The following is a 21,844-nucleotide window of genomic DNA, read 5'->3' as shown; positions in this document are numbered from 1 at the left end:
TGATGACTGCTCAGGCTTCATCCCCGCGGACGCCGTCCATGGATGCCACGCAAAACGACGTGCTGGCCGAGGTTCGCAACCACATTGGTCACCTGACCCTCAACCGCCCCGCCGGTCTCAACGCCATCACCCTCGACATGGTTCGCCAGTTGCAGCAGCAACTCGATGCCTGGGCCGCTGATGCCAATGTGCACGCGGTGGTGCTGCGCGGTGCCGGTGAAAAAGCTTTCTGCGCTGGTGGCGATATTCGTTCCCTGTACGACAGTTTCAAAAGCGGCGCCACGCTGCACGAAGATTTCTTCGTCGAGGAATACGCCCTCGACCTGACCATTCATCACTACCGCAAACCGGTGCTGGCGTTGATGGACGGTTTCGTCCTCGGCGGCGGCATGGGCCTGGTGCAAGGTGCGGACCTGCGGGTGGTCACCGAGAAGAGCCGTCTGGCGATGCCGGAAGTGGCCATCGGTTATTTCCCCGATGTCGGCGGCAGCTATTTCCTCTCGCGGATTCCCGGTGAACTGGGAATCTATCTGGGCGTCAGCGGTGTGCAGATTCGTGCGGCGGATGCGCTGTATTGCGGGCTGGCGGACTGGTTTGTCGACAGCCGCCAGTTGGCGAGTCTCGACGAACAACTTGATCACCTGGAATGGCACGACACGCCGCTCAAGGATCTGCAGGGCCTGCTGGCGAAAAACGGCGTGCAAACCCTGAGCGACGCGCCGCTGGAGAAGCTGCGCCCGGCCATCGACCATTTCTTCGCCCTGCCGGACGTGCCGAGCATTGTCGAGCAACTGCGCGCCGTCACCGTCGCCGACAGCCATGAGTGGGCGACGACCACCGCTGACCTGCTGGAGACCCGCTCGCCGCTGGCGATGGCCGTGACCCTGGAGATGCTCCGTCGCGGTCGGCAACTGAGCCTGGAACACTGCTTCGCCCTCGAACTGCATCTGGATCGTCAGTGGTTCGAACGCGGCGACCTGATCGAGGGCGTGCGTGCCCTGCTCATCGACAAAGACAAGACACCTCGCTGGAATCCGCCGACCCTCGCCGCGCTGGACGCCGGGCACGTCGCGAGTTTCTTTAACGGTTTTGATGAGAGCGGGAGCTGAGCCATGCACGATCTCGAACTGACTGAAGAACAAGTAATGATCCGCGACATGGCCCGGGATTTTGCCCGTGGCGAAATCGCACCTCACGCGCAAGCGTGGGAAAAGGCTGGCTGGATCGACGACGCGCTGGTGGCGAAGATGGGCGAACTCGGTTTGCTCGGTATGGTGGTGCCCGAGGAATGGGGTGGCACTTACGTTGATTACGTCGCCTATGCGCTGGCCGTTGAAGAAATTTCAGCCGGTGACGGCGCGACTGGCGCGTTCATGAGCATTCACAACTCGGTGGGTTGTGGGCCGGTCATGAATTACGGCAGCGAAGAACAGAAACAAACCTGGCTGGCCGACCTCGCCAGCGGTCAGGTCATTGGCTGCTTCTGCCTCACCGAACCGCAGGCCGGCTCCGAGGCGCACAACCTGCGCACCCGCGCCGAACGGCGCGACGGCCAGTGGGTGATCAACGGCGCCAAGCAATTCGTCAGCAACGGCAAACGGGCGAAACTGGCGATCGTGTTTGCGGTGACCGACCCGGATCTGGGCAAGAAAGGCATTTCTGCGTTCCTGGTGCCGACCGATACGCCGGGTTTCATCGTTGATCGCACTGAACACAAGATGGGCATCCGCGCCTCCGACACCTGCGCAGTGACCCTCAACAACTGCAGCATTCCCGAGGCCAATCTGCTGGGTGAACGCGGCAAAGGCCTGGCGATTGCCCTGTCCAACCTCGAAGGCGGCCGCATCGGCATTGCTGCGCAAGCCTTGGGCATCGCCCGGGCGGCGTTTGAAGCGGCGCTTGTGTACTCCCGTGATCGCGTCCAGTTCGGCAAGCCGATCAACGAACACCAGAGCATCGCCAATCTGTTGGCCGACATGCACATGCAAATCAACGCGGCGCGCTTGATGATCCTGCACGCGGCGCGTCTGCGTACAGCGGGCAAACCGTGCCTGTCGGAGGCGTCGCAGGCCAAACTGTTCGCCTCGGAGATGGCCGAAAAGGTTTGCTCGTCGGCGATTCAGATTCATGGCGGGTACGGGTATCTGGAGGATTATCCGGTCGAGAAGTACTACCGCGATGCACGGATTACCCAGATCTATGAGGGGTCGAGCGAGATTCAGCGGATGGTGATCGCTCGCGAACTGAAGAACTACCCGCTGTAAAAAGCAAAAGATCGCAGCCTTCGGCAGCTCCTACAGGAAACCGGTGTAGGAGCTGCCGAAGGCTGCGATCTTTTGATGTTGCCTCAAAAGCTTCGCGAGCAGGCTCGCTCCCACAGGGGATTTGTGTACGACATAAATCCAGTGTGGGAGCGAGCTTGCTCGCGAAGACGTCAGCCAGGACGATGCATTACTTTCCGGTAAACTCCGGCGCGCGCTTGGCCACAAACGCCGCCATCCCTTCCTTCTGATCCTGCGTCGCAAACGCCGCGTGGAACACCCGGCGCTCGAAACGCACGCCTTCAGCCAGGTTGACCTCAAACGCACGGTTGACGCTTTCCTTGACCATCATCGCAATCGGCAGCGACTTGCTGGCGATCACGGCGGCGACTTTCAACGCCTCGTCGAGCAACTCATCGCTCGGTACGATCCGCGCAACGATGCCGCAACGTTCGGCCTCCACCGCATCGATCATCCGCCCGCTGAGGCACATTTCCATGGCCTTGGCTTTGCCCACGGCGCGGGTCAGGCGCTGGGTGCCGCCCATGCCCGGGAGCACGCCGAGGTTGATTTCCGGTTGACCGAACTTGGCGTTGTCACCTGCCAGAATGAAGTCGCACATCAACGCCAGTTCACAGCCGCCACCAAGGGCGAAACCGTTGACCGCAGCGATGATCGGCTTGCGGCGGTTGGCCACGCGGTCGCTGTCGCTGAACAGGTCGTCCATGTAGATTTGCGGGTAGGTCAGCTCGGCCATTTCCTTGATGTCAGCGCCGGCGGCGAAGGCTTTCTTCGAACCGGTAATGACGATGCAACCGATGTTCGCATCCGCTTCCAGAGCATCAAGGGCGTGGTTCACTTCGCTGACCAACTGCGCGTTCAGGGCGTTCAGTGCCTGCGGACGGTTCAGGGTGATCAGGCCGACGCGGTCGTGGTTTTCCAGCAGAATTGTTTCGTAGCTCATACATGACTCCTGAATTTGTACCCTGTAGGAGCTGCCGCAGGCTGCGATCTTTTGATCTTGTTTTTAACAATCAAAAGCAAAAGATCGCAGCCTGCGGCAGCTCCTGCAAAGGGGTGGGGTTAAAGGTTGCGTGAGATGACCATGCGCTGAATGTCGCTGGTGCCTTCGTAGATTTGGCAGACACGCACATCGCGGTAAATGCGTTCCAGCGGGAAGTCGTTGAGGTAACCGTAACCGCCCAGCGTCTGCAACGCCATCGAGCAGACTTTCTCGGCCATTTCCGAGGCGAACAGTTTGGCCATCGAAGCCTCGACCAGTGCCGGCTGACCGCTGTCGCGCAGCGCGGCGGCGTAATGCACCATCTGCCGGGCGACGGCGATCTGCGTGGCCATGTCGGCGAGACGGAACGCCACGGCCTGGTGCTCAATGATCGGTTTGCCGAACGTATCGCGCTCGCGGGCGTAGTCGCGAGCGGCTTCGAACGCAGCGCGGGCCATGCCCACCGCTTGCGACGCGATGCCGACCCGCCCGCCTTCGAGGTTGGCCAAGGCGATCTTGTAGCCTTCGCCCTCCTCACCCAAGCGGTTGGCGACCGGTACTTTGACGTCTTCAAACAGAATCTGGCAGGTGTCCGACGCGTGCTGGCCGAGTTTGTCTTCGACCCGTGCGACTTTGTAGCCCGGCGAATCGGTGGGCACGATGAACGCCGTGATGCCGCGCTTGCCGGCACTCGGATCGGTCACCGCAAACACGATCACGATCCCGGCGTTCTGCCCGGACGTGATGAACTGTTTGCAGCCGTTGAGTACATAGTGATCACCTTCCAGACGAGCGCGGGTTTTCAGGCTGCTGGCATCAGAGCCGGCCTGCGGTTCGGTCAAGGCGAAGGCTCCGAGCATGGCGCCGCTGGCCAGCGGTTTGAGGAAGCGCTCGCGCTGGTCGTCGTTGCCGAACTTGAGGATCGGCACGCAGCCGACCGAGTTGTGCACGCTCATGATGGTCGAGCAGGCGCCGTCGCCGGCGGCGATTTCTTCCAGGGCCATGGCGTAGGCCAGGTAGCCGGTGTCACAGCCGCCCCATTGCTCCGGCACGAGCATGCCGAAGAAGCCCAGTTCGGCCATCTCGCCGATGGCTTCCTTGGGGAAACGATGTTCGCGATCCCACTCGGCGGCGAACGGTTTCAGCCGTTCCTCGGCGAACTGCCGGGCCATGTCGCGGATCTGGGTCTGGTCTTCGTTGGGAATCATGGTGAATCCTTAACTTAAATCCGGGTTACACACCGCCCCCTGTAGGAGCTGCCGAAGGCTGCGATCTTTTGATTTTGATTTTTAAAAGCAAGATCAAAAGATCGCAGCCTTCGGCAGCTCCTACAGGGGGAGTGCGTTTAGTAGATGCATTCCACGGCCATCGCCGTGGCTTCACCGCCGCCGATGCAGATCGCCGCAATCCCGCGTTTCAGTTTTTTCTGGCGCAAGGCCGAGAGCAAGGTCACCAGAATCCGCGCGCCCGAGGCACCGATCGGATGGCCCAGCGCGCAGGCGCCACCGTGCACGTTGAGCTTGTCGTGGGGGATTTCCAGGTGAGTCATCGCGGCCATCGCTACCACGGCGAACGCTTCGTTGATTTCGAACAGATCGACCTCGTTCAACGCCCAACCGGTCTTCTTCACCAGCTTCTTGATCGCGCCAATCGGTGCCACCGGGAACAGGCCCGGCGTGTCGGCAAACGCCGCGTGACCGTGAATCACCGCCAGTGGCTTGAGACCCAGTTTCTGCGCTTGCGACTGGCGCATCAGCACCAGCGCCGCCGCGCCGTCGGAGATCGAGCTGGAGTTGGCCGCTGTCACCGTGCCGCCTTCGCGGAACGCCGGTTTCAGTGAGGCGACCTTGTCCAGTTTGGCTTTCGGTGGCTGCTCGTCGTTGCTGATCAGCAGCTGTTCTTTGCCGACGGTCACCGTGAGCGGCACGATCTCGGCTTTGAAGCTGCCGTCCTTGATCGCCTGCTGGGCGCGGGTGGTCGAGGCGATGGCAAACGCATCCTGGGCTTCGCGGCTGAAGTCGTTGGTTTCGGCGCAGTCTTCGGCGAAGGTGCCCATCAGACGGCCCTTGTCGTAGGCGTCTTCGAGGCCGTCGAGGAACATCGAATCGAGCACCCGGCCATGCCCCATGCGATAACCGGCGCGAGCGCGGTCGAGCAGATACGGCGAGTTGGACATGCTTTCCATACCGCCGGCGATCACCACATCTGCGCTGCCGGCCAGCAGCATGTCGTGGGCCAGAATGGTGGTTTCCATGCCCGAGCCGCACATCTTGTTGACCGTGGTGCAGCGCGTCGATTTATCCAGCCCGGCGCCCAAAGCTGCCTGCCGCGCCGGCGCCTGACCGAGGCCGGCGGGCAATACGCAACCGAACAACACTTCATCAACCGCGTCGCTGGCAACCCCGGCGCGTTCAACCGCTGCCTTGATCGCCGCAGCGCCCAGTTGCGGCGCGGTGAGGCTTTTCAGTTCGCCCTGAAAACCGCCCATCGGGGTGCGGACGGCACTGACGATAACAATCGGATCGTTGGCAATAGTCATGACAAATCCTCCTTACTTGGCGGCCATGCGCAAGGCGCCGTCGAGACGGATCACCTCACCGTTGAGCATGCTGTTTTCGATGATATGCCGAACCAGCGCGGCGTACTCGGCAGGTTTGCCCAGGCGCGGCGGGAACGGCACGCCGGCGGCCAGCGACTCGCGCACTTCCGGGGTCATGCCGGCCATCATCGGGGTTTCGAAAATGCCCGGAGCGATGGTCATCACGCGGATGCCGAAACGCGCCAGTTCACGGGCGGCCGGCAGGGTCAGGCTGGCAATCGCGCCTTTGGAAGCAGAATACGCCGCCTGGCCGATCTGGCCATCGAACGCTGCGACCGAGGCGGTATTGATGATCACCCCACGCTCGCCATCGGCATTGGCTTCACTCTCGGCAATGGCCGCTGCGGCCAGTCGCAGCATGTTGAAGCTGCCGATCAGGTTGACGTTGATCACTTGGGCAAAACTCGACAGCGCATGCGGGCCGTTCTTGCCGAGAATCTTCTCGCCCCGGACGATGCCGGCGCAGTTGACCAGACCGTTGAGGCTGCCAAAGGCTTTCAGCGTTGCCTGCACCGCCGCTTCGGCAGCGGCTTCGTTGCTGATATCGGCCACCACACTTTGCGCGCCGAGGCGCTGGTCCTGCGCGGCGACGGCTTCGGCATTCATGTCCACCAACATCACTTTGGCGCCGGCGTTGACCAGCAATTCGGCGGTGGCGGCACCCAGGCCGGACGCGCCGCCGGTGACGATAAAAACCTTGTTCTCGATCTGCATGACTGACTTCCTGATTCAAGCTGAAACGTTGTGCGCCGCGGCCTCTTGAGCCTTGGCGATTTCCTGGTTGCGCAAGATAAAGCGCTGCAATTTGCCGCTTGGGGTTTTCGGCAATTCGCTGACAAATTCGATTTCACGCGGGTACGAATGCGCGGCCAGACGCTTGCGCACGTGTTGGCGCAATTCTTCGGCCAGCGCCGGTTCGGCGCGGTATTGCGGGTTGAGCACGACGAAGGCCTTGACCAGTTCGGTGCGCTCCGGATCCGGCTTGCCGACCACGGCCGCTTCGACCACTGCCGGGTGTTCGATCAGCGCGCTTTCGACGTCGAACGGGCCAACGCGGTAGCCGGAGGTGGTGATCACGTCATCACTACGGCCGACGAAGCTGATGCTGCCGTCCGGGTTCCATTCCACGGTGTCGCCGCTGAGGTAGTAATCGCCGACGAAGGCCTTGGTCGGCACGCCCTCGTAGCCGCCGAACCAGCACATCGGCGACTGGGTGCGGTCGATGGCGAGGATGCCCGGCTGGCCGACACCGAGTTCGTTGTACTGCTCGTCGAGCACCACGATGCGATGGCCCGGCGAGGCGAAACCGGCGGCGCCGAGGTGGATCGGATGCTGCAGACCGTGGTGGTTGCACAGCACCATGCCCAGTTCGGTCTGCCCGTAATGGTCGTGAATCACCACATCGAGGTTGTCGGCGAACCAGCGGATCACTTCCGGATTCAGCGGCTCGCCAGCGCTGCTGACGATGCGCAGCTTGCCCTTGATCGACTTGGCGAACTCGTTGCCACCGGCAATCAGCAAGCGGTACGCGGTCGGCGAACCGGTGAGGTTGGTGATGGCGTATTTGTTGATCACCCGGCAGGTGCTTTCGAGGGTGAACGGGCCATCGTAAAAGGTGATCGGATGCCCCATCGACATCGGCCCGGTGACGCCGAAATAGATGCCGTAGGCCCAGCCCGGATCGGCGACGTTCCAGAACGCATCTTCAGGGCGCAGATCCACCGCGTCGCGGGTGTAGCTCTGAAACGCGACGATGGCCTTGAGCGGCACCGACAGCGCTTTCGACGGGCCGGTGGTGCCCGAGGTGAACATCAGCAGGAACGGATCGTCACCCGTCAGCAGGACCGGTTCGCAAACACTGGAATAGTTGGCCAGTTCGGCCCAGAAACTGAAATCACCGCGGACGATGCCCTGACCTTTGGCGCCGCCGACGGTGACGATGGTCGGGCAATCCGTGACTTCAGCGAGTTTTGGCCGGTTGACCGCGTCGGTGACCACCACTTTGGCGTCGGAGCTGTTCAGCCGATGCTCGATGGCCTTGGGGCCGAATGCGGTGAACAACGGCTGATACACCGCGCCGATGCGCCAGGTGGCGAACACGGTGATGAGCAATTCGATGTTGCGCGGCAGCAGGCCGGCGACCTTGTCGCCCTTTTGCACGCCTTGTTCGAGAAGGAAATTGGCGAAACGCGCGGCTTTGTCTTGCAGTTCGCTGAAGGTGTACGTGGCACTGGCGCCGTCGCGGCCTTCCCAGAACAGCGCGATGCGCCCCGGCAAGGCATGGCGGTCGCAACATTCGACGCAGGCGTTGAGCGCCTCCAGCGTGCCGCTGAGCGCCGCGTCCACGGTGTGCTGATAGTTGAACTGTTCAGTGGCAGACAAGTAATCGCGCATTGCCAGAATCCCTCGGTGTTTTTATTAGGCTGGGAACCGTAAACAACACAGGGATAGTCGCGCTGCGGCGCGGAGGCGGCAATGGTCAAAGCCATCAAAGTGGCTGACTGGTTTGGCCATGTTTCAAAGGATGTGTTGCCTTGACCGGCCCTATCGCTGGCAAGCCAGCTCCCACAGGGTTAGCGCAAACTCTGTGGGAGCTGGCTTGCCAGCGATGGCGGTGGGCCAGGCGACAGATGCTCTGAATCAGACCGCTTCGTTAAGGATCAACGTACGGTAATGCCCAGGATTGGACCCCGACCACTTGCGAAACGCCTTGTAGAACGAACTCGCATCGGCAAACCCCAGCCGCGTGGCGATCTCGACGAAGCTGATCGACGGCTCCGCCAGCCAACTGATCGCCAATTCCTTGCGCACGCTGTCCTTGAGACCCTGATAGGTCTGCCCTTCCTCGGACAAACGCCGGCGCAGGGTCGAGGCGGACATGCACAGTTGCTGCGCCAGCGCCTCGGTCTCCGGCCATTGTTCGGCGGGCAACTGCCGCAGGTCCTGCTTGATCCGGCTGGCAAGGCTCTCAGGATCGCGGTACTTCACCAGAATGTTCGCCGGCGCATGGGCCAAAAAGCGTTTCAATTCTTCGGCCGTACGCTTGATCGGCAGATCAAGGCAGTCAGCGGCGAAAATCATCCGCGTACGCGGACGTTCGAAACGCAGGTTTTCCGAGAACATCACCCGATAGTCGTCGCAGAAATCCGGCTCGGCGCAGCGCAATTCGATCGCCAGAATCGGAATCCGCCGCCCCGCCAGCCAGCAGGCCACGCCGTGGACGATCATCCAATAGGTGAAATAGGTGAACGCGCGGCGCGGTTGCGGGTCGTCTTCGAGCAGGACGATTTCCGCCAGGCTCTGCTGATGCACCAGTTGCGCGGGCATTTTTTCCAGCATCAGCGAGAGAAAACTCAAGCCCATGTTCAGGCCGGCGGCCAGCGTCGATTGCGCCATGGCACTGCGGCAGAGGAATTCGAGGCTGCCGGACCTGAGCCGGCGCGGATCCATGCCAAAGAACTCGTCATCGCCGCGCCGGGCCAGCAGACGCCAGAGTCTGGCGTATTGCGAGGCGGGCACCCTGCCCTGTTCGCGGTGCAGCAGGGCCGGCGCAATCCCGACCTTGTTCAAGACTTCATCCGTGGCCACGCCTGGGGCACAACTTTGCAGCAGCGCTTCACGCACCAGCTGCACGGCGATGGTGTCTTTTTCCGACATGGAGCGAGGCAGACCTTGTGGTTTTCGGGTGACGGGCATCTTACCCCAGTCATCCGATTCACCGAAAACCCTGTAGGAGCTGCCGAAGGCTGCGATCTTTTGACTTTGATTTTTAAAAACAAGATCAAAAGATCGCAGCCTGCGGCAGCTCCTACAGGGGGGCTGTGCGGGGGACGAAAAACATGCCGTTCAGCGAATGTTCAGGTAAATGTCAACCATCCCCATTTGGGAATGAGTGTCATTATGTTACAACTTAGCCACCTATCTAAATCACTCGTGGTTGCCTGAATGCTCGTTCCCTTTCTGATCATGCTGCGCGAAGGCATTGAAGCCGCGCTGATCGTTGGCATCATCGCCAGCTACCTGCAACAGACCGGTCGTGGCCAATGGATGCCGGCGGTGTGGATCGGCGTCTTCCTCGCCGCTGCGCTGGCGCTGCTGGTCGGTGGTGGCCTGGAACTGGTCAGTGCCGAATTCCCGCAGAAACAGCAGGAATTGTTCGAAGGCATTGTCGGACTGGTCGCGGTGGGCATCCTCAGTTCGATGGTGTTCTGGATGCGCAAGGTCGCACGTTCGATCAAGCATTCATTACAAGCCTCGCTGGATCACGCCCTGACCTCGTCAAAGCATCAAGTAATCGCACTGATTGCCATGGTGTTTTTCGCCGTGGCTCGCGAAGGGCTGGAAACCGTGTTCTTTCTGCTCGCGGTATTCCAGCAGAGTGAGGGCCCAGGCGCGCCGATCGGTGCCCTGCTCGGCCTGGTGCTGGCAATCGTCGTCGGTTTCCTGATCTACAGCGGCAGCATGCGCCTGAACCTGTCGGCGTTCTTCAAGTGGACCGGGTTGTTCATTCTGGTGGTCGCCGCCGGAATCCTCGCCAACTCGGTGCAAGCCCTGCATGAAGCCGGTGTGTGGAATCACCTGCAAAGCGTGCTGTTTGATTTCAGCGCGACGCTGCCGATGGACGGCCCGCTGGGTTCGGTGCTGGCCGGCATGTTCGGTTATCAGGATGCGCCGACCGTCAGCACCCTCGGTGCATACCTGATCTATCTGGTGGTGGCGCTGGTGCTGTTCTTCTACCCCGCCGCGCCGGCCTCAAGCGCAGACACAGCCGGCAAATCGTCTTCCGTTTCCAGCCAATAAGGGCACCCATGTCAACGCCTAATACTCCTCAGGCCTCGCCTCCCCGCGCCTTGCGCTGGGCGGTGGCCGGTTCGGTGGTCGTGATGATCGCCGCCGGTGGCCTGTTCTACTACGCCTCGAAAATGGCTGCGGCCAAGCGTCAGCACAACCATGATGAAGTGGTGGTCAACATCAACGCCCACAGCTGCGATCCGAATGAGCTGACTGTTCCCGCCGGCCGCGCCAGTTTCCGCATCGTCAACCGTTCCGAACGGGCGGTGGAATGGGAAATTCTCGACGGCGTGCTGGTGATCGAAGAGCGCGAGAACATTGCTCCGGGCCTGAGCCAGGTGATCAACGCCAACCTGCAACCCGGCGACTACGCGATCACGTGCGGTCTGCTGAGCAATCCGCGTGGCGTGTTGCACGTAACGCCGACCGCCGCCTCCGACGCTGCCGCCAAGGCCAAACCGTCGATGGTCGCTTTCGTCGGGCCTTTGTCGGAGTTCCGCGTGTATCTGGCGACTCAGGGCAGCGCGCTGATCAAAGCCGTGACCGCGCTGAATCAGGCAATTACCAGCGGCGACCTGGCTCAGGCACAAGCGCTGTACCTGCCGGCGCGTGCGGCTTATCAGCGTCTGGCCCCTGCCGCGCAACGGCTGGCGGAGCTGGACAACAGCATCAACGCTCGCGCCGATTACTTCGAAAAACGTGAGCAGGATCCGGCGTTCGTCGGCTTCCACCGGGTCGAATATGCGCTGTTCCAGCAACGCAGCCTCGACGGCTTGAACCCGGTCGCCGAGCGCCTGCTGGCCGACGTCACCACGCTCAAACAGCAACTGCTGGCCCAATCGCTGCCGCCGGAGCAATTGGTGAGCATCGTGGTGCGCAACCTCAACACCCTGGCCGACGTGCGCGCCGCCAGCGGTGAAGAGGAACGCTACAGCCACGCCGATCTCGGTGGCTTCGCCGGCAATCTGGAAACCGCGCACAAAGTGGTCGAGCTGCTGCGGCCGATGCTGAGCAAGTCGGCGCCGGAGCTGCTGCCGAAAATCGACGCGGCGCTGAGTGATTTCGACAGCGTACTGAACAGCTTCAAGGTCAAGGACGGCTACGCCACTTACGACACGGTCAGTGGCGCACAACGCAAACAGATCGCCGACAAGGCCAAGGCACTCGCCGACGCTCTGGATGGCATCGATCCCGCCCTCGGCCTCTCCGGCCTGTAAGCAGAAGACGAATACCGATGAAAGAATTGCAAAACCTCGATGTGCAACGTCGCCGCCTGCTGACGGGCATGGGTGTCGCCGGTGTCGCCCTGGCCGGATCGGCCCTGAGCTGCCCGGCGATGGCTGCAGCCCCGGCGCAAGTTACCGAAGCGCCGAGCAGCGACAAGACCGAAGACCGCCACGATTTCCACGGCGTGCACCAGACCGGCATCGTCACCCCGCGCCCGGCGTCCGGCATGCTGGTTTCGTTCGACGTACTGGCCAGCGATCGCCAAGATCTTGAGCGGCTGTTCCGCACCCTCAACGAGCGTATCGCGTTCCTGATGAAGGGCGGCCCGGTGGCACAGGTCGATCCGAAACTGCCACCGCCGGATTCCGGCATCCTTGGCCCGATCGTGACCCCGGACAACCTGACCATCACCGTCTCGGTCGGCGAATCGCTGTTCGACGAACGCTTCGGTCTGGCCGCCGCCAAACCGAAGCGCCTGCAACGCATGGTCGGCTTCCCCAACGATGCGCTGGAGGCCGATTGCTGCCACGGCGACTTGAGTCTGCAGTTCTGCTCGAACACCGCCGACACCAACATTCACGCCCTGCGCGACATCGTCAAAAACCTGCCGGATCTGCTGCTGGTGCGCTGGAAACAGGAAGGCAGCGTGCCGCCGCAAGCCCCGGTCAAACCGGGGGTGCCGGCGCAATCGGCGCGTAACTTCCTCGGTTTCCGTGACGGCTCGGCCAACCCCGACTCCAACGACGCCAAGGCGATGGACCAGATTGTCTGGGTGCAACCGGGCAGCGATGAACCGGCCTGGGCGGCGCACGGCAGCTATCAAGCGGTGCGGATCATCCGCAATTTCGTCGAGCGCTGGGACCGGACGCCGTTGCAGGAACAGGAAAGCATCATCGGTCGGGTCAAGACCACGGGCGCGCCGATGGGCGCCCACCATGAAACCGAGGTCCCGGATTACAGCAAAGACCCGCAAGGCAAGCTGACCAAGCTCGACGCGCACATTCGCCTGGCCAACCCGCGTACCGCCGCGAGCCAGGCCAATCTGATCCTGCGCCGGCCGTTCAACTACTCCAACGGCGTGAACAAGAATGGCCAGCTCGACATGGGCCTGCTGTTCATCTGCTACCAGGCCGACCTGGAAAAAGGCTTCATCACCGTGCAGACCCGGCTCAACGGCGAGCCGCTCGAGGAGTACCTCAAACCGGTCGGCGGCGGTTACTTCTTCACCCTTCCGGGTGTCACCGGCGACAAGGATTTCATCGGTCGCTCGCTGCTCAACGCCACCCAACCCAAAACAGCTGCCTAACCATAAAAAACCTCGGAGCCGCTCCATGAAAAAGTCGCCACTCGCGTTATTGCTGACCCTCGGTTTGCTCAACACCCCGCTGTCGGCGTTCGCCGCAACAGCGCCGCTGGATCTGGTCGGCCCGGTGTCGGACTACAAGATCTACGTCACCGAGCAACTGGATGAACTGGGCAGCCACACCAAGCAGTTCACCGATGCGGTGAAGAAAGGCGATCTGGCCACCGCGCAAAAGCTCTACGCGCCGACCCGCGTCTACTACGAGTCGATCGAACCGATTGCCGAGCTGTTCAGTGACCTTGATGCGTCCATCGACTCGCGCGTCGACGACCACGAAAAAGGCGTGAAGGCTGAAGATTTCACCGGTTTCCACCGCCTCGAATATTCGCTGTTCTCGGAGAAGAGCACCGAAGGCCTGACGGCGCTGGCTGACAAGCTGGACAGCGATGTGAAAGACCTGCAGACCCGCGTCGCCGGCCTGACCTTCCCGCCGGAGAAAGTCGTCGGCGGTGCGGCCGCGCTGTTGGAAGAAGTTGCCGCGACCAAGATCTCCGGTGAAGAAGACCGTTACAGCCACACCGACCTGTACGACTTCCAGGGCAACATCGACGGTGCGAAGAAAATCGTCGACCTGTTCCGTCCGCAGATCGAAAAGCAGGACAAGGCGTTCGTTGCCAAAGTCGACAAGAACTTTGCCACCGTCGACAAGATCCTCGCCAAGTACAAAACCAAGGACGGTGGTTTCGAGACGTATGACAAGGTGAAGGACAACGATCGCAAGGCCCTGGTTGGCCCGGTCAATACGTTGGCGGAAGACCTGTCCACGTTGCGTGGCAAGCTCGGTCTGAACTGAGTTTATTGAGCGTCTGAGCAGGCCCCATCGCTGGCAAGCCAGCTCCCACAATGTTCTTGGCGTACACAATATTTGTGAATGACCGAGAATACTGTGGGAGCTGGCTTGCCAGCGATGGCATTTTCAGCGGTGCTATAGAATCCGGTACAGTAACCGCTCAATCCGCACCCGACTGACCCGCTTGAGAAACTTCGCCACTCCCGCCGGGTACTCCGGCAGAGTCTCAAGGTTCTGGAAGCTGGCAATCCGTGTGGTGTTGCGGAAGATCTCTGCCTGCTCCTTCGCCCGTGGCTCAAGCCACTCGCCTTGCGGATCATCGATCAGCAGCGCGTTTTCCAGGTCGAGACGAAACGCCCGCGGGTTGAGGTTGTTGCCGGTCAGCAACGTATAGCGCTGATCCACCCACATGCCCTTGAGGTGGTAACTGTTGTCGCCGTCACGCCACAGGTGCAGGTTCAACTGGCCGCTGTCGATGTTGCGCTGATGACGCTTGGCGAAGCGGCGCAGGCTGATTTCGTACAGGTACGGCAGCGCCGCAATCACCTTGAACGGCTCGCTCGGCGGAATGTAGAAATCGTTGGCGGTTTTGTCGCCGACCACGATGTCGATCTTCACCCCACGGGCCAGCGCGCGGTTGATCTCGCGGATGATCGGCAGCGGCAGATTGAAATACGGGGTGCAGATCGTCAGCTGCTGTTGCGCACTGGCGATCAACTCGACAATCACCCGGTTCAACGGGTTGTTCTTGCCCACGCCGAGCAGCGGACTCACCGACAGGCCGCTATGCGCGGTACTGCCGGCACTGGTGTCGTACGCCGCATATTTGAGGCGGCTGCGCAGGTCGCCGATGTCGTTGCGCAGGCTGCGGGTAGTCGGCAGGTTCGGCAGGTCGAGGCGATGCACAGCTTTCGATTCGATCAGACCGTGCTTGACCAGATGGTGCATCGAGTCTGCCAGTTCGCGGCTGTGCAGTACGTGGTAGCGGTCGAAACGGTACTTGTCGAACTTGTGCAGGTAGACGTTGTTCAGGCTCGCACCGCTGTAAACCACGCAGTCATCGATCACGAAGCCTTTCAGGTGCAAGACGCCAAACAGTTCGCGGGTCTGCACCGGGACGCCGTAAACCGGCACTTCACTCTGATGCGTGCGGGTCATTTCCTGATACCACGCCGAGTTGCCCGGCTGCTTGCCGGCACCGATCAACCCGCGCTGGGCGCGCAGCCAGTCGACCACCACGACGATTTCCAGCTCCGGGCGCTTGAGCTTGGCGGCATGCAAGGCATCGAGGATTTCCTGACCGGCCTCGTCGTGCTGCAGATACAGCGCAACGATGTAGATGCGCCGGGTCGCCTCGGCGATTTTCTCCAGCAGGCAACGACGGAACTCGGCGGCGCCGGACAGAATGGTCACGGCCTCGGCAGTCAGCGGAAAGCTGCGCAGTTTGGGCAGCAAAGAGCGTTTGAAAAGCAACGGCATAGGGCTCGCAATGGGTCGAATCCGAAGAACCCGAGAGCTTACACCATCAACCGGTTCGGGTCTTGTGAGTGTCTGTAAAGAGATCAAAAGATCGCAGCCTTTTCGGCAGCTCCAACAAGGATCAGTGTAGGAGCTGCCGAAGGCTGCGATCTTCTGATCTTAAAAATAGCTTGCGAAAGGAGAACGATCGTTCTACTGTTCGCCACATGAACGAAATCAATGACACCTCAACCCGCGACATCATTCTGGATGTCACCGAAAAGTTGATCTACAAAAGTGGCATTGCGGCCACCGGCATGGATCTTCTGGTGAAAACCGCCGGCGTCTCCAGAAAAAGCATCTACCGCTACTTCGCCAACAAGGAGGAGCTGACCGTCGCCGCCCTGCAACGCCGCGACGTGCGCTGGATGCACTGGTACCGCAGCGCTGTCGATCAGGCCGAAACCCCGGCCGACCGCCTGCTGAACCTGTTTACCGTGCTCAAAAGCTGGTTCGCCTCGGAAGGCTTCCGCGGCTGCGCCTTCATCAATACCAGTGGCGAGACCGGTGACCCCGAAGACCCGGTGCGCCAGGTCGCCAAAGACCACAAACAGAAGCTGCTCGACTACCTGTGCGAGCTGTGTACCGAACATGGCGTCGAAGATCCGCAACGTCTGGCCAGGCAGTTGCTGATCCTGATTGACGGCGCCATTACCGTAGCGCTTGTGATGGGTGATCACAGTGCCGCTGATAATGCGCAATGCATGGCGCGTAAGTTATTGGACCTGTAACGCCTTAAATAAGCCTGAACCGTTGTTTAATCGTTTATTAGATCGGGAGACTGACAATGTCGACTGCTGCCCAAGTGCGTCCGCCTTTACCGCCGTTCAACCATGAATCGGCCATCGAAAAAGTTCGACTGGCCGAAGATGGCTGGAACTCCCGCGACCCCGAGAAGGTGTCGCTGGCCTACACACTCGACACGAAATGGCGCAACCGCGCCGAGTTCGCCAACAACCGTGAAGAAGCCAAGGCGTTCCTGACCCGTAAATGGGCCAAGGAACTCGATTATCGCCTGATCAAGGAACTCTGGGCCTATTCGGACACGCGGATTGCCGTGCGCTACGCCTATGAATGGCGCGACGATTCGGGCAACTGGTTCCGTTCCTACGGCAATGAAAACTGGGAGTTCGATGAGCACGGCCTGATGTTCCAGCGCTATGCCTGCATCAACGACATGCCGATCAAGGAAAGCGAACGCAAGTTCCATTGGCCGCTGGGTCGGCGTCCGGATGATCATCCGGGGCTCTCCGATCTCGGTCTCTAAGTTCATGTAGATCGAAAATGTGGGAGCGAGCTTGCTCGCGAAGGCGTCGTGTCAGTCAATACTCATGTAACTGACAAACCGCTTTCGCGAGCGAGCTCGCTCCCACATTGGTTTTGTAGTGGTCAGGCGACGGCGGCAGTCTTTTCAGCCTCCAGTTCCCGCACCAACGGCAACACACGCTTGCCGAAATACTCCACCTCCTCCTGAAAGTGCAGAAACCCCGCCAACACCAGATCCACCCCCACCGCTTTCAGCGCCACAATCCGCTCGGCAATCTGCTGCGGCGTGCCGATCAGGTTGGTCTTGAAGCCATCGTTGTATTGCACCAGATCCTCGAACGTCGATTTCGCCCAGTTGCCCTCACCTTCCGGCGACGCCCTGCCCGCCTGCTTCGCCGCGTCACCGAAAGCATTCACCGCTTCCGGGTCGGCCTGGTCGATGATCTGCGCCAGTACAGCGCGGGCCTCTTCTTCGGTGTCGCGGGCGATGACAAAAGCGTTGACGCCGATTTTCACCGAATGATTGTATGCCGCCGCTTTGACCCGGATGTCATCGACCTGCGCCTTGATCCCTTCGACGCTGTTGCCGTTGGTGAAATACCAGTCCGAAACCCGCGCTGCCATATCCCTTGCCGCACGGGAACTGCCGCCCTGGAAGATTTCCGGGTGGCCCAGCGGTTTCGGTTTGAGGGTGTAATTGTCGAAACGGTAGAAGTCGCCGCGAAAAGTGAAGTTGTCCTGGCTCCAGATCCCGCGCAGCGAGCGGATGAATTCCTCGGAACGCCGGTAGCGCTCGTCGTGTTCCAGCCAATGTTCGCCGATGGCCTGGAATTCGCCCTTGAACCAACCGCTGACGATATTGACCGCAATCCGGCCGTTGGTGAGTTGATCGATGGTCGCCAGTTGCTTGGCTGCCAGCGCCGGTTGCCAAGGCCCCGGCAGAATCGCCGCGATCACCTTGAGCCTGGTGGTAGCTGCCAGCAGCGCATGACTGAACGCCACCGATTCATGCTGGAACTCGGCACCGTAACCGGCGGTAAAGCGGATCTGCGTCAGGGCATACTCGAACCCCGCCGCTTCGGCGAGTTGCGCCAGTTTGCGGTTGTAGTCGATGCCCCAGTCGGTGCGCTGCTCGATCTTGCTGACCACCAGGCCGCCACTGACGTTCGGCACCCAGTAGGCGAATTTCACGGCTTGCTTGCTCATTGGCGTGTCCTCGGGATATTTGCGGAGATGTGGGGGATAGAGCAGCAAGCGTGCCAGGGTTGAAATGCCCGGTTTTGTTGGGCTTGGGGCTGATGGTGTTGCATTCTTGGAGGGTAATTTGTCGTCGAGGTGTTGGGTAGGCAACAGTTGAATAGCCTTTGCCTGTGCAGGCCGCGTCGCTGGCAAGCCAGCTCCCACAGGTTTTCGGTCTGTTCTCAACATTTGTGATCGCTGAAGATCCCTGTGGGAGCTGGCTTGCCAGCGATGCGGCCATACGGGTCGCCGCAACAGTTGGATACAGGTAACATGTCAGCCCTTCCCCGCAGCCCTTCTGCGCCCTGCCGAATAAGCCGATTCCATGCCTTTCGAACTCAGCGTTGACCTCACCACCCTGGCCATCCTGGCTTTCGTCGCTTTCATTGCCGGTTTCATCGACGCCATCGCTGGCGGCGGTGGTCTGCTGACCACGCCCGCGCTGCTGACGGCCGGCCTGCCGCCACACCTGGTGTTGGGCACCAACAAACTCAGTTCGACTTTCGGCTCGGCCACCGCCAGCTTCACCTTCTACCGGCGCAAACTGTTCCACCCCCGGCAATGGATGCACGCGATCGTCGGTACCCTGGTCGGGGCGTTGACCGGCGCGATTGTTGCCCATTACCTGCCGGCGGAATGGCTGAACAAGATGCTGCCGGTGATCGTCTTCGCCTGCGGCCTGTATCTGTTGTTCGGCGGAACGCCAAAAGCGCCGCTGGACAGCGACGCACCCATCAAGAAGAAATGGCAATCGAGCCAAGGCTTCAGCCTCGGTTTCTACGACGGCGTGGCCGGCCCCGGCACGGGCGCGTTCTGGACCGTCAGCAGCCTGCTGCTCTACCCCATCGACCTGGTCAAGGCCAGCGGTGTAGCGCGCAGCATGAACTTCGTCAGCAACATTGCGGCGCTGTCGGTGTTCATGTTCTCCGGGCAAGTGGACTGGATCATCGGCCTGAGCATGGGCCTGTCGGTGATGGTCGGCGCATTCTTCGGGGCGCGCACCGCGATCAGCGGCGGCGCAAAGTTCATTCGTCCGGTGTTCATCACCGTGGTGCTGGGGCTGACTGTGCGCCTAGCCTGGCAGCACTGGTTCAGCGTGGCCTAAACGGCGCGCCACGTAGACGTCGATCAGGTAACGGGCAATCGATTTTGACGCCGGCAACGGCGGCAGATCGTGCACGTTGAACCACTGGGCGTCTTCGATCTCGTCTTCCTGGCAAACGATCTCGCCACCGGCATATTCGGCATGGAAGCCCAGCATCATCGAGTGCGGGAACGGCCAGCACTGGCTGCCCATGTACTGGATGTTCTTCACTTCGATACTGACCTCCTCGCGCACCTCGCGAATCAGGCAGTCCTCCGCCGACTCGCCCGGCTCGGCAAACCCGGCCAGCGTGCTGTAGACCCCGGTGACGAAACGCGGTGAGCGCGCCAGCAGGATCTCGTCACCACGGGTGACCAGCACGATCATGCTCGGCGAAATCCGCGGATAACTGCGCAGCTCACACGGCTGGCAATACATCGCCCGCTCCCTCGGCACCTGCATCATCGCCTGCCCACAGTTGCCGCAAAAGCGATGTTCGCGCGCCCAGGTGCCGATCTGCGCCGCATAACCCAACACCTTGTAGACGGTGTGATCGCCATCGAGCATGAACGCCCGCAGCCCCTTCCAGTTGCAGCCCGGCACTTCGCTGTGACTGTGCAGCTCCAGCAGATACACCGGCTCGCCATCAAGATGGCCGATGCCATGCTCGGCGAGGATCGACAAGTCCTGACGCTTGAGCCATTCCCTGGGGAACAGCGCGCCGTTGTCATCGAACAGAAAGCCTTCGGGGCTGCGCGCCACGGCCCAGCCGCCGGGTTGATCGGTGTCCAGTACTGCAGTGGTCCAGCGAGCTGTCATGGTTTCTCAATCCAGAAATTCGGGTTTCTGTTTACTCATATGGGCGGCCATGGCCACGCGCAAGTCGGTGGATTGCAACATGGCGGCGTTCCAGGTGGCAACGTATTCGAGACCGTCGTCAATGCGGTGGTCACGCATGTAGCTGATCATTTCCTTGGTGCCGGTGACCGCGATGGGCGATTTGCGGGCGATCTCGCGAGCAATGTCCATCACGCCTTCGAGCAGCAGTTCCTTGTCACTGTACACGCGATTGACCAGGCCAATGCTGCGCGCTTCCTCGGCGCCAAAGGTGCGACCGGTATAAGCCAGTTCACGCAGCATGCCGTCGCCGATGATCCGTGGCAACCGTTGCAAAGTGCCAACATCGGCGGCCATGCCGATATCGATTTCCTTGATCGAGAACTGCGCATCTTCCGCAGCGTAACGCATGTCGCAGGCGGCGATCAGGTCGATGGCACCACCGAGGCAATAGCCTTGAATCGCCGCCAGCACCGGTTTGCGGCAATTATCGACGGCGTTGAACGAGGCTTGCAGGGTCAGGATCTTGCGCCGCAGCAGACGCGCGTTACGGCCGACGTCCTTGCCCAGCTCATTGGCGACGCCAGCGAGCATCATCAGGTCGATGCCGGAGGAAAAGTGTTTGCCGTTGCCGCTGAGCACCACCACTCGCACTTCGTCGGTGTCATCGATCCACTGGAAAATCTCGACGATCTCGCTCCAGAACGCGGCATTCATCGAGTTGATCTTCTCCGGGCGATTGATCTGCACATGCGCGATGTTGTCGGCCAGTTCGACGCTGAAGGCGGTGTATTGAGTCATGGCAGTGATCCTTTACCGGGCAGAAAATGAGGCCCGAACTATAACAAGGCATCACGATGGCGGTTCGGCCAAATGCGGGACTGACTTCAACAAAGAATTTTGCCGCGCTCCAGTCCGTGTAGGAGCTGCCGAAGGCTGCGATCTTTTGACTTTGAAGATCAAAAGGTCGCAGCCTGCGGCAGCTCCTACAGGCTTTGTATCGATGCAAAAATGTGGGAGCCAGCCTGCTGGCGATGAGGCCGCCCCGATCTAACCGCCCTTCACCGCCACATACGCCGCCGTCTCATAAGGCACCGTCAGCACATGCCGCCCGCGCAACGCCGGCTCCGAGGCAATCAGCGCGCGAATCTGCTCATCGACCTTGTCCCGCTGCGCCTGCGGCAACGCGGCAATGAAACTGGTGGAGCGTACCCGATTGAAAATCACGTCCTCCGGCCAACCGGTATGTCCATGGTGGAACTGCTGCAAGTGCAACGGCCCGAACGCCGGATGCGGAAACACCTGACGCCATTGGCCGGTGTAGTAACGCGGCGTGTCCCCTTCCAGCGCGTTAACGATGGCATCGAGTTTCGGCACCCAACTGACTTGCGTGTCGCGCAGGTTCCAGATCAGGCCAAGCTTGCCGCCGGGCTTGAGCACCCGGGCGATTTCGCTCAAGGCCTCGGGCGTGGCGAACCAGTGAAACGCCTGCGCGCAGACCACTGCATCCACCGACGCATCCGGCAGTGGCAGATCGGTCGCCGTACCGCTCACCGCCAGCACCTGCGGCCAGGCGGCGGAAAGTTTTTCCAGCATCTGCGCCACCGGCTCCACGGCGACTACCTGTGCGTCAGTCGCCACCAGCCGGCCGGTGAACTTGCCGGTACCGGCACCCAGATCGATGACCGTCTTGTGACTGTCCAGACCCAAGGTCTGGGTCAACCACTGGCTGACCTGCGGCGGGTAGTCCGGGCGGCCCTTGATGTAGGTGTCGGCGGCAGTCTTGTAGCCGGCAGCAGCGGAGTGATGGACCTGATCGTTCATGGCAGTTCCTCGTATGGCAGCGCGGAGGCATCGTCAGGCGCT

20 protein-coding genes are annotated in these 21,844 nt (G+C 61.1%); 9 read left to right on the top strand and 11 right to left on the bottom strand.

The features are described 5' to 3' along the window. The first annotated feature begins 2 nt into the window (after positions 1-2). A complete protein-coding gene (locus GTQ41_RS13260; RefSeq protein WP_047294339.1) occupies positions 3-1,109 on the top strand; it encodes an enoyl-CoA hydratase/isomerase family protein in 1,107 nt (368 codons plus the stop codon). Positions 1,110-1,112: 3 nt separating this feature from the next. Then, positions 1,113-2,264: an acyl-CoA dehydrogenase family protein gene (locus tag GTQ41_RS13255; protein WP_047294337.1), complete on the top strand. Its 1,152-nt coding sequence runs from the start codon at positions 1,113-1,115 to the stop codon at positions 2,262-2,264. A 187-nt stretch (positions 2,265-2,451) separates the two neighbouring features. Here GTQ41_RS13255 and GTQ41_RS13250 read toward each other — a convergent pair whose 3' ends face one another. From GTQ41_RS13250 to GTQ41_RS13225, 6 genes are all read right to left on the bottom strand, one after another. Continuing rightward, complete coding sequence (locus GTQ41_RS13250) at positions 2,452-3,225, bottom strand: enoyl-CoA hydratase (RefSeq protein ID WP_047294335.1); 774 nt, start codon at positions 3,223-3,225, stop codon at positions 2,452-2,454. 119 nt (positions 3,226-3,344) lie between these two features. Continuing rightward, the gene (locus GTQ41_RS13245) at positions 3,345-4,472 is read right to left on the bottom strand and encodes an acyl-CoA dehydrogenase (RefSeq protein WP_027611962.1); all 1,128 of its coding nucleotides are present in this window, start codon (positions 4,470-4,472) and stop codon (positions 3,345-3,347) included. A gap of 137 nt (positions 4,473-4,609) precedes the next feature. After that, positions 4,610-5,803, bottom strand: coding sequence for an acetyl-CoA C-acyltransferase (locus tag GTQ41_RS13240; RefSeq protein ID WP_047294332.1), 1,194 nt, complete (start codon positions 5,801-5,803; stop codon positions 4,610-4,612). 12 nt (positions 5,804-5,815) lie between these two features. Then, positions 5,816-6,577: an SDR family NAD(P)-dependent oxidoreductase gene (locus GTQ41_RS13235; protein WP_217325518.1), complete on the bottom strand. Its 762-nt coding sequence runs from the start codon at positions 6,575-6,577 to the stop codon at positions 5,816-5,818. A gap of 15 nt (positions 6,578-6,592) precedes the next feature. Further along, positions 6,593-8,257: an AMP-binding protein gene (locus GTQ41_RS13230; protein ID WP_047294327.1), complete on the bottom strand. Its 1,665-nt coding sequence runs from the start codon at positions 8,255-8,257 to the stop codon at positions 6,593-6,595. 246 nt (positions 8,258-8,503) lie between these two features. Next, positions 8,504-9,520, bottom strand: a complete 1,017-nt coding sequence (locus GTQ41_RS13225) for an AraC family transcriptional regulator (RefSeq protein WP_047294325.1) — start codon at positions 9,518-9,520, stop codon at positions 8,504-8,506. Positions 9,521-9,808: 288 nt separating this feature from the next. On the opposite strand from GTQ41_RS13225, the gene efeU reads away from it, so the two are divergent. Genes efeU through efeO (GTQ41_RS13205) form a run of 4 tightly spaced genes read left to right on the top strand, consistent with a single transcriptional unit; the run spans position 9,809 to position 14,037 of the window. Continuing rightward, complete coding sequence (gene efeU / locus GTQ41_RS13220) at positions 9,809-10,663, top strand: iron uptake transporter permease EfeU (protein ID WP_047294324.1); 855 nt, start codon at positions 9,809-9,811, stop codon at positions 10,661-10,663. An 8-nt stretch (positions 10,664-10,671) separates the two neighbouring features. After that, a complete protein-coding gene (efeO, locus tag GTQ41_RS13215) occupies positions 10,672-11,871 on the top strand; it encodes an iron uptake system protein EfeO (RefSeq protein ID WP_047294322.1) in 1,200 nt (399 codons plus the stop codon). 17 nt (positions 11,872-11,888) lie between these two features. Next, entirely contained in the window at positions 11,889-13,187 is a 1,299-nt protein-coding gene (efeB, locus tag GTQ41_RS13210; RefSeq protein WP_217325517.1) for an iron uptake transporter deferrochelatase/peroxidase subunit, read from the top strand. Positions 13,188-13,212: 25 nt separating this feature from the next. Next, positions 13,213-14,037, top strand: coding sequence for an iron uptake system protein EfeO (gene efeO / locus GTQ41_RS13205; protein WP_041063755.1), 825 nt, complete (start codon positions 13,213-13,215; stop codon positions 14,035-14,037). 132 nt (positions 14,038-14,169) lie between these two features. Here efeO (GTQ41_RS13205) and pssA read toward each other — a convergent pair whose 3' ends face one another. Next, complete coding sequence (pssA, locus tag GTQ41_RS13200) at positions 14,170-15,513, bottom strand: CDP-diacylglycerol--serine O-phosphatidyltransferase (RefSeq protein WP_047294318.1); 1,344 nt, start codon at positions 15,511-15,513, stop codon at positions 14,170-14,172. A 206-nt stretch (positions 15,514-15,719) separates the two neighbouring features. Between pssA and GTQ41_RS13195 the strand changes: the two genes are divergently transcribed. Both GTQ41_RS13195 and GTQ41_RS13190 read left to right on the top strand, forming a co-directional pair. Then, a complete protein-coding gene (locus tag GTQ41_RS13195; protein WP_041063753.1) occupies positions 15,720-16,283 on the top strand; it encodes a TetR/AcrR family transcriptional regulator in 564 nt (187 codons plus the stop codon). A gap of 56 nt (positions 16,284-16,339) precedes the next feature. Then, entirely contained in the window at positions 16,340-16,819 is a 480-nt protein-coding gene (locus tag GTQ41_RS13190) for a nuclear transport factor 2 family protein (protein WP_047294316.1), read from the top strand. 122 nt (positions 16,820-16,941) lie between these two features. Here the strand turns inward: GTQ41_RS13190 and sfnG are convergent, their stop codons facing one another. Continuing rightward, a complete protein-coding gene (sfnG, locus tag GTQ41_RS13185; protein ID WP_047294314.1) occupies positions 16,942-18,024 on the bottom strand; it encodes a dimethylsulfone monooxygenase SfnG in 1,083 nt (360 codons plus the stop codon). A gap of 358 nt (positions 18,025-18,382) precedes the next feature. On the opposite strand from sfnG, the gene GTQ41_RS13180 reads away from it, so the two are divergent. Continuing rightward, positions 18,383-19,162 (top strand): TSUP family transporter, encoded by a 780-nt coding sequence (locus GTQ41_RS13180; protein WP_047294312.1) that lies wholly within the window; start codon positions 18,383-18,385, stop codon positions 19,160-19,162. Here the strand turns inward: GTQ41_RS13180 and nudC are convergent. The 3 genes from nudC to GTQ41_RS13165 form a co-directional block, all read right to left on the bottom strand. Continuing rightward, positions 19,130-19,960: an NAD(+) diphosphatase gene (nudC, locus tag GTQ41_RS13175; RefSeq protein ID WP_041063748.1), complete on the bottom strand. Its 831-nt coding sequence runs from the start codon at positions 19,958-19,960 to the stop codon at positions 19,130-19,132. The genes GTQ41_RS13180 and nudC overlap by 33 nt on opposite strands. 6 nt (positions 19,961-19,966) lie before the next feature. Beyond that, on the bottom strand, positions 19,967-20,779 hold the full coding sequence (locus GTQ41_RS13170) for a crotonase/enoyl-CoA hydratase family protein (protein ID WP_047294311.1): 813 nt from the start codon (positions 20,777-20,779) through the stop codon (positions 19,967-19,969). Between the two features lie 249 nt (positions 20,780-21,028). Then, a complete protein-coding gene (locus GTQ41_RS13165) occupies positions 21,029-21,802 on the bottom strand; it encodes a class I SAM-dependent methyltransferase (RefSeq protein WP_047294309.1) in 774 nt (257 codons plus the stop codon). Between the last annotated feature and the right edge of the window lie 42 nt (positions 21,803-21,844).

Origin of the sequence: Pseudomonas sp. AN-B15 (genome assembly GCF_019056475.1) — a bacterium.
Taxonomy (GTDB): domain Bacteria; phylum Pseudomonadota; class Gammaproteobacteria; order Pseudomonadales; family Pseudomonadaceae; genus Aquipseudomonas; species Aquipseudomonas parakoreensis.
This window is presented reverse-complemented; position numbering and strand designations above follow the sequence as displayed.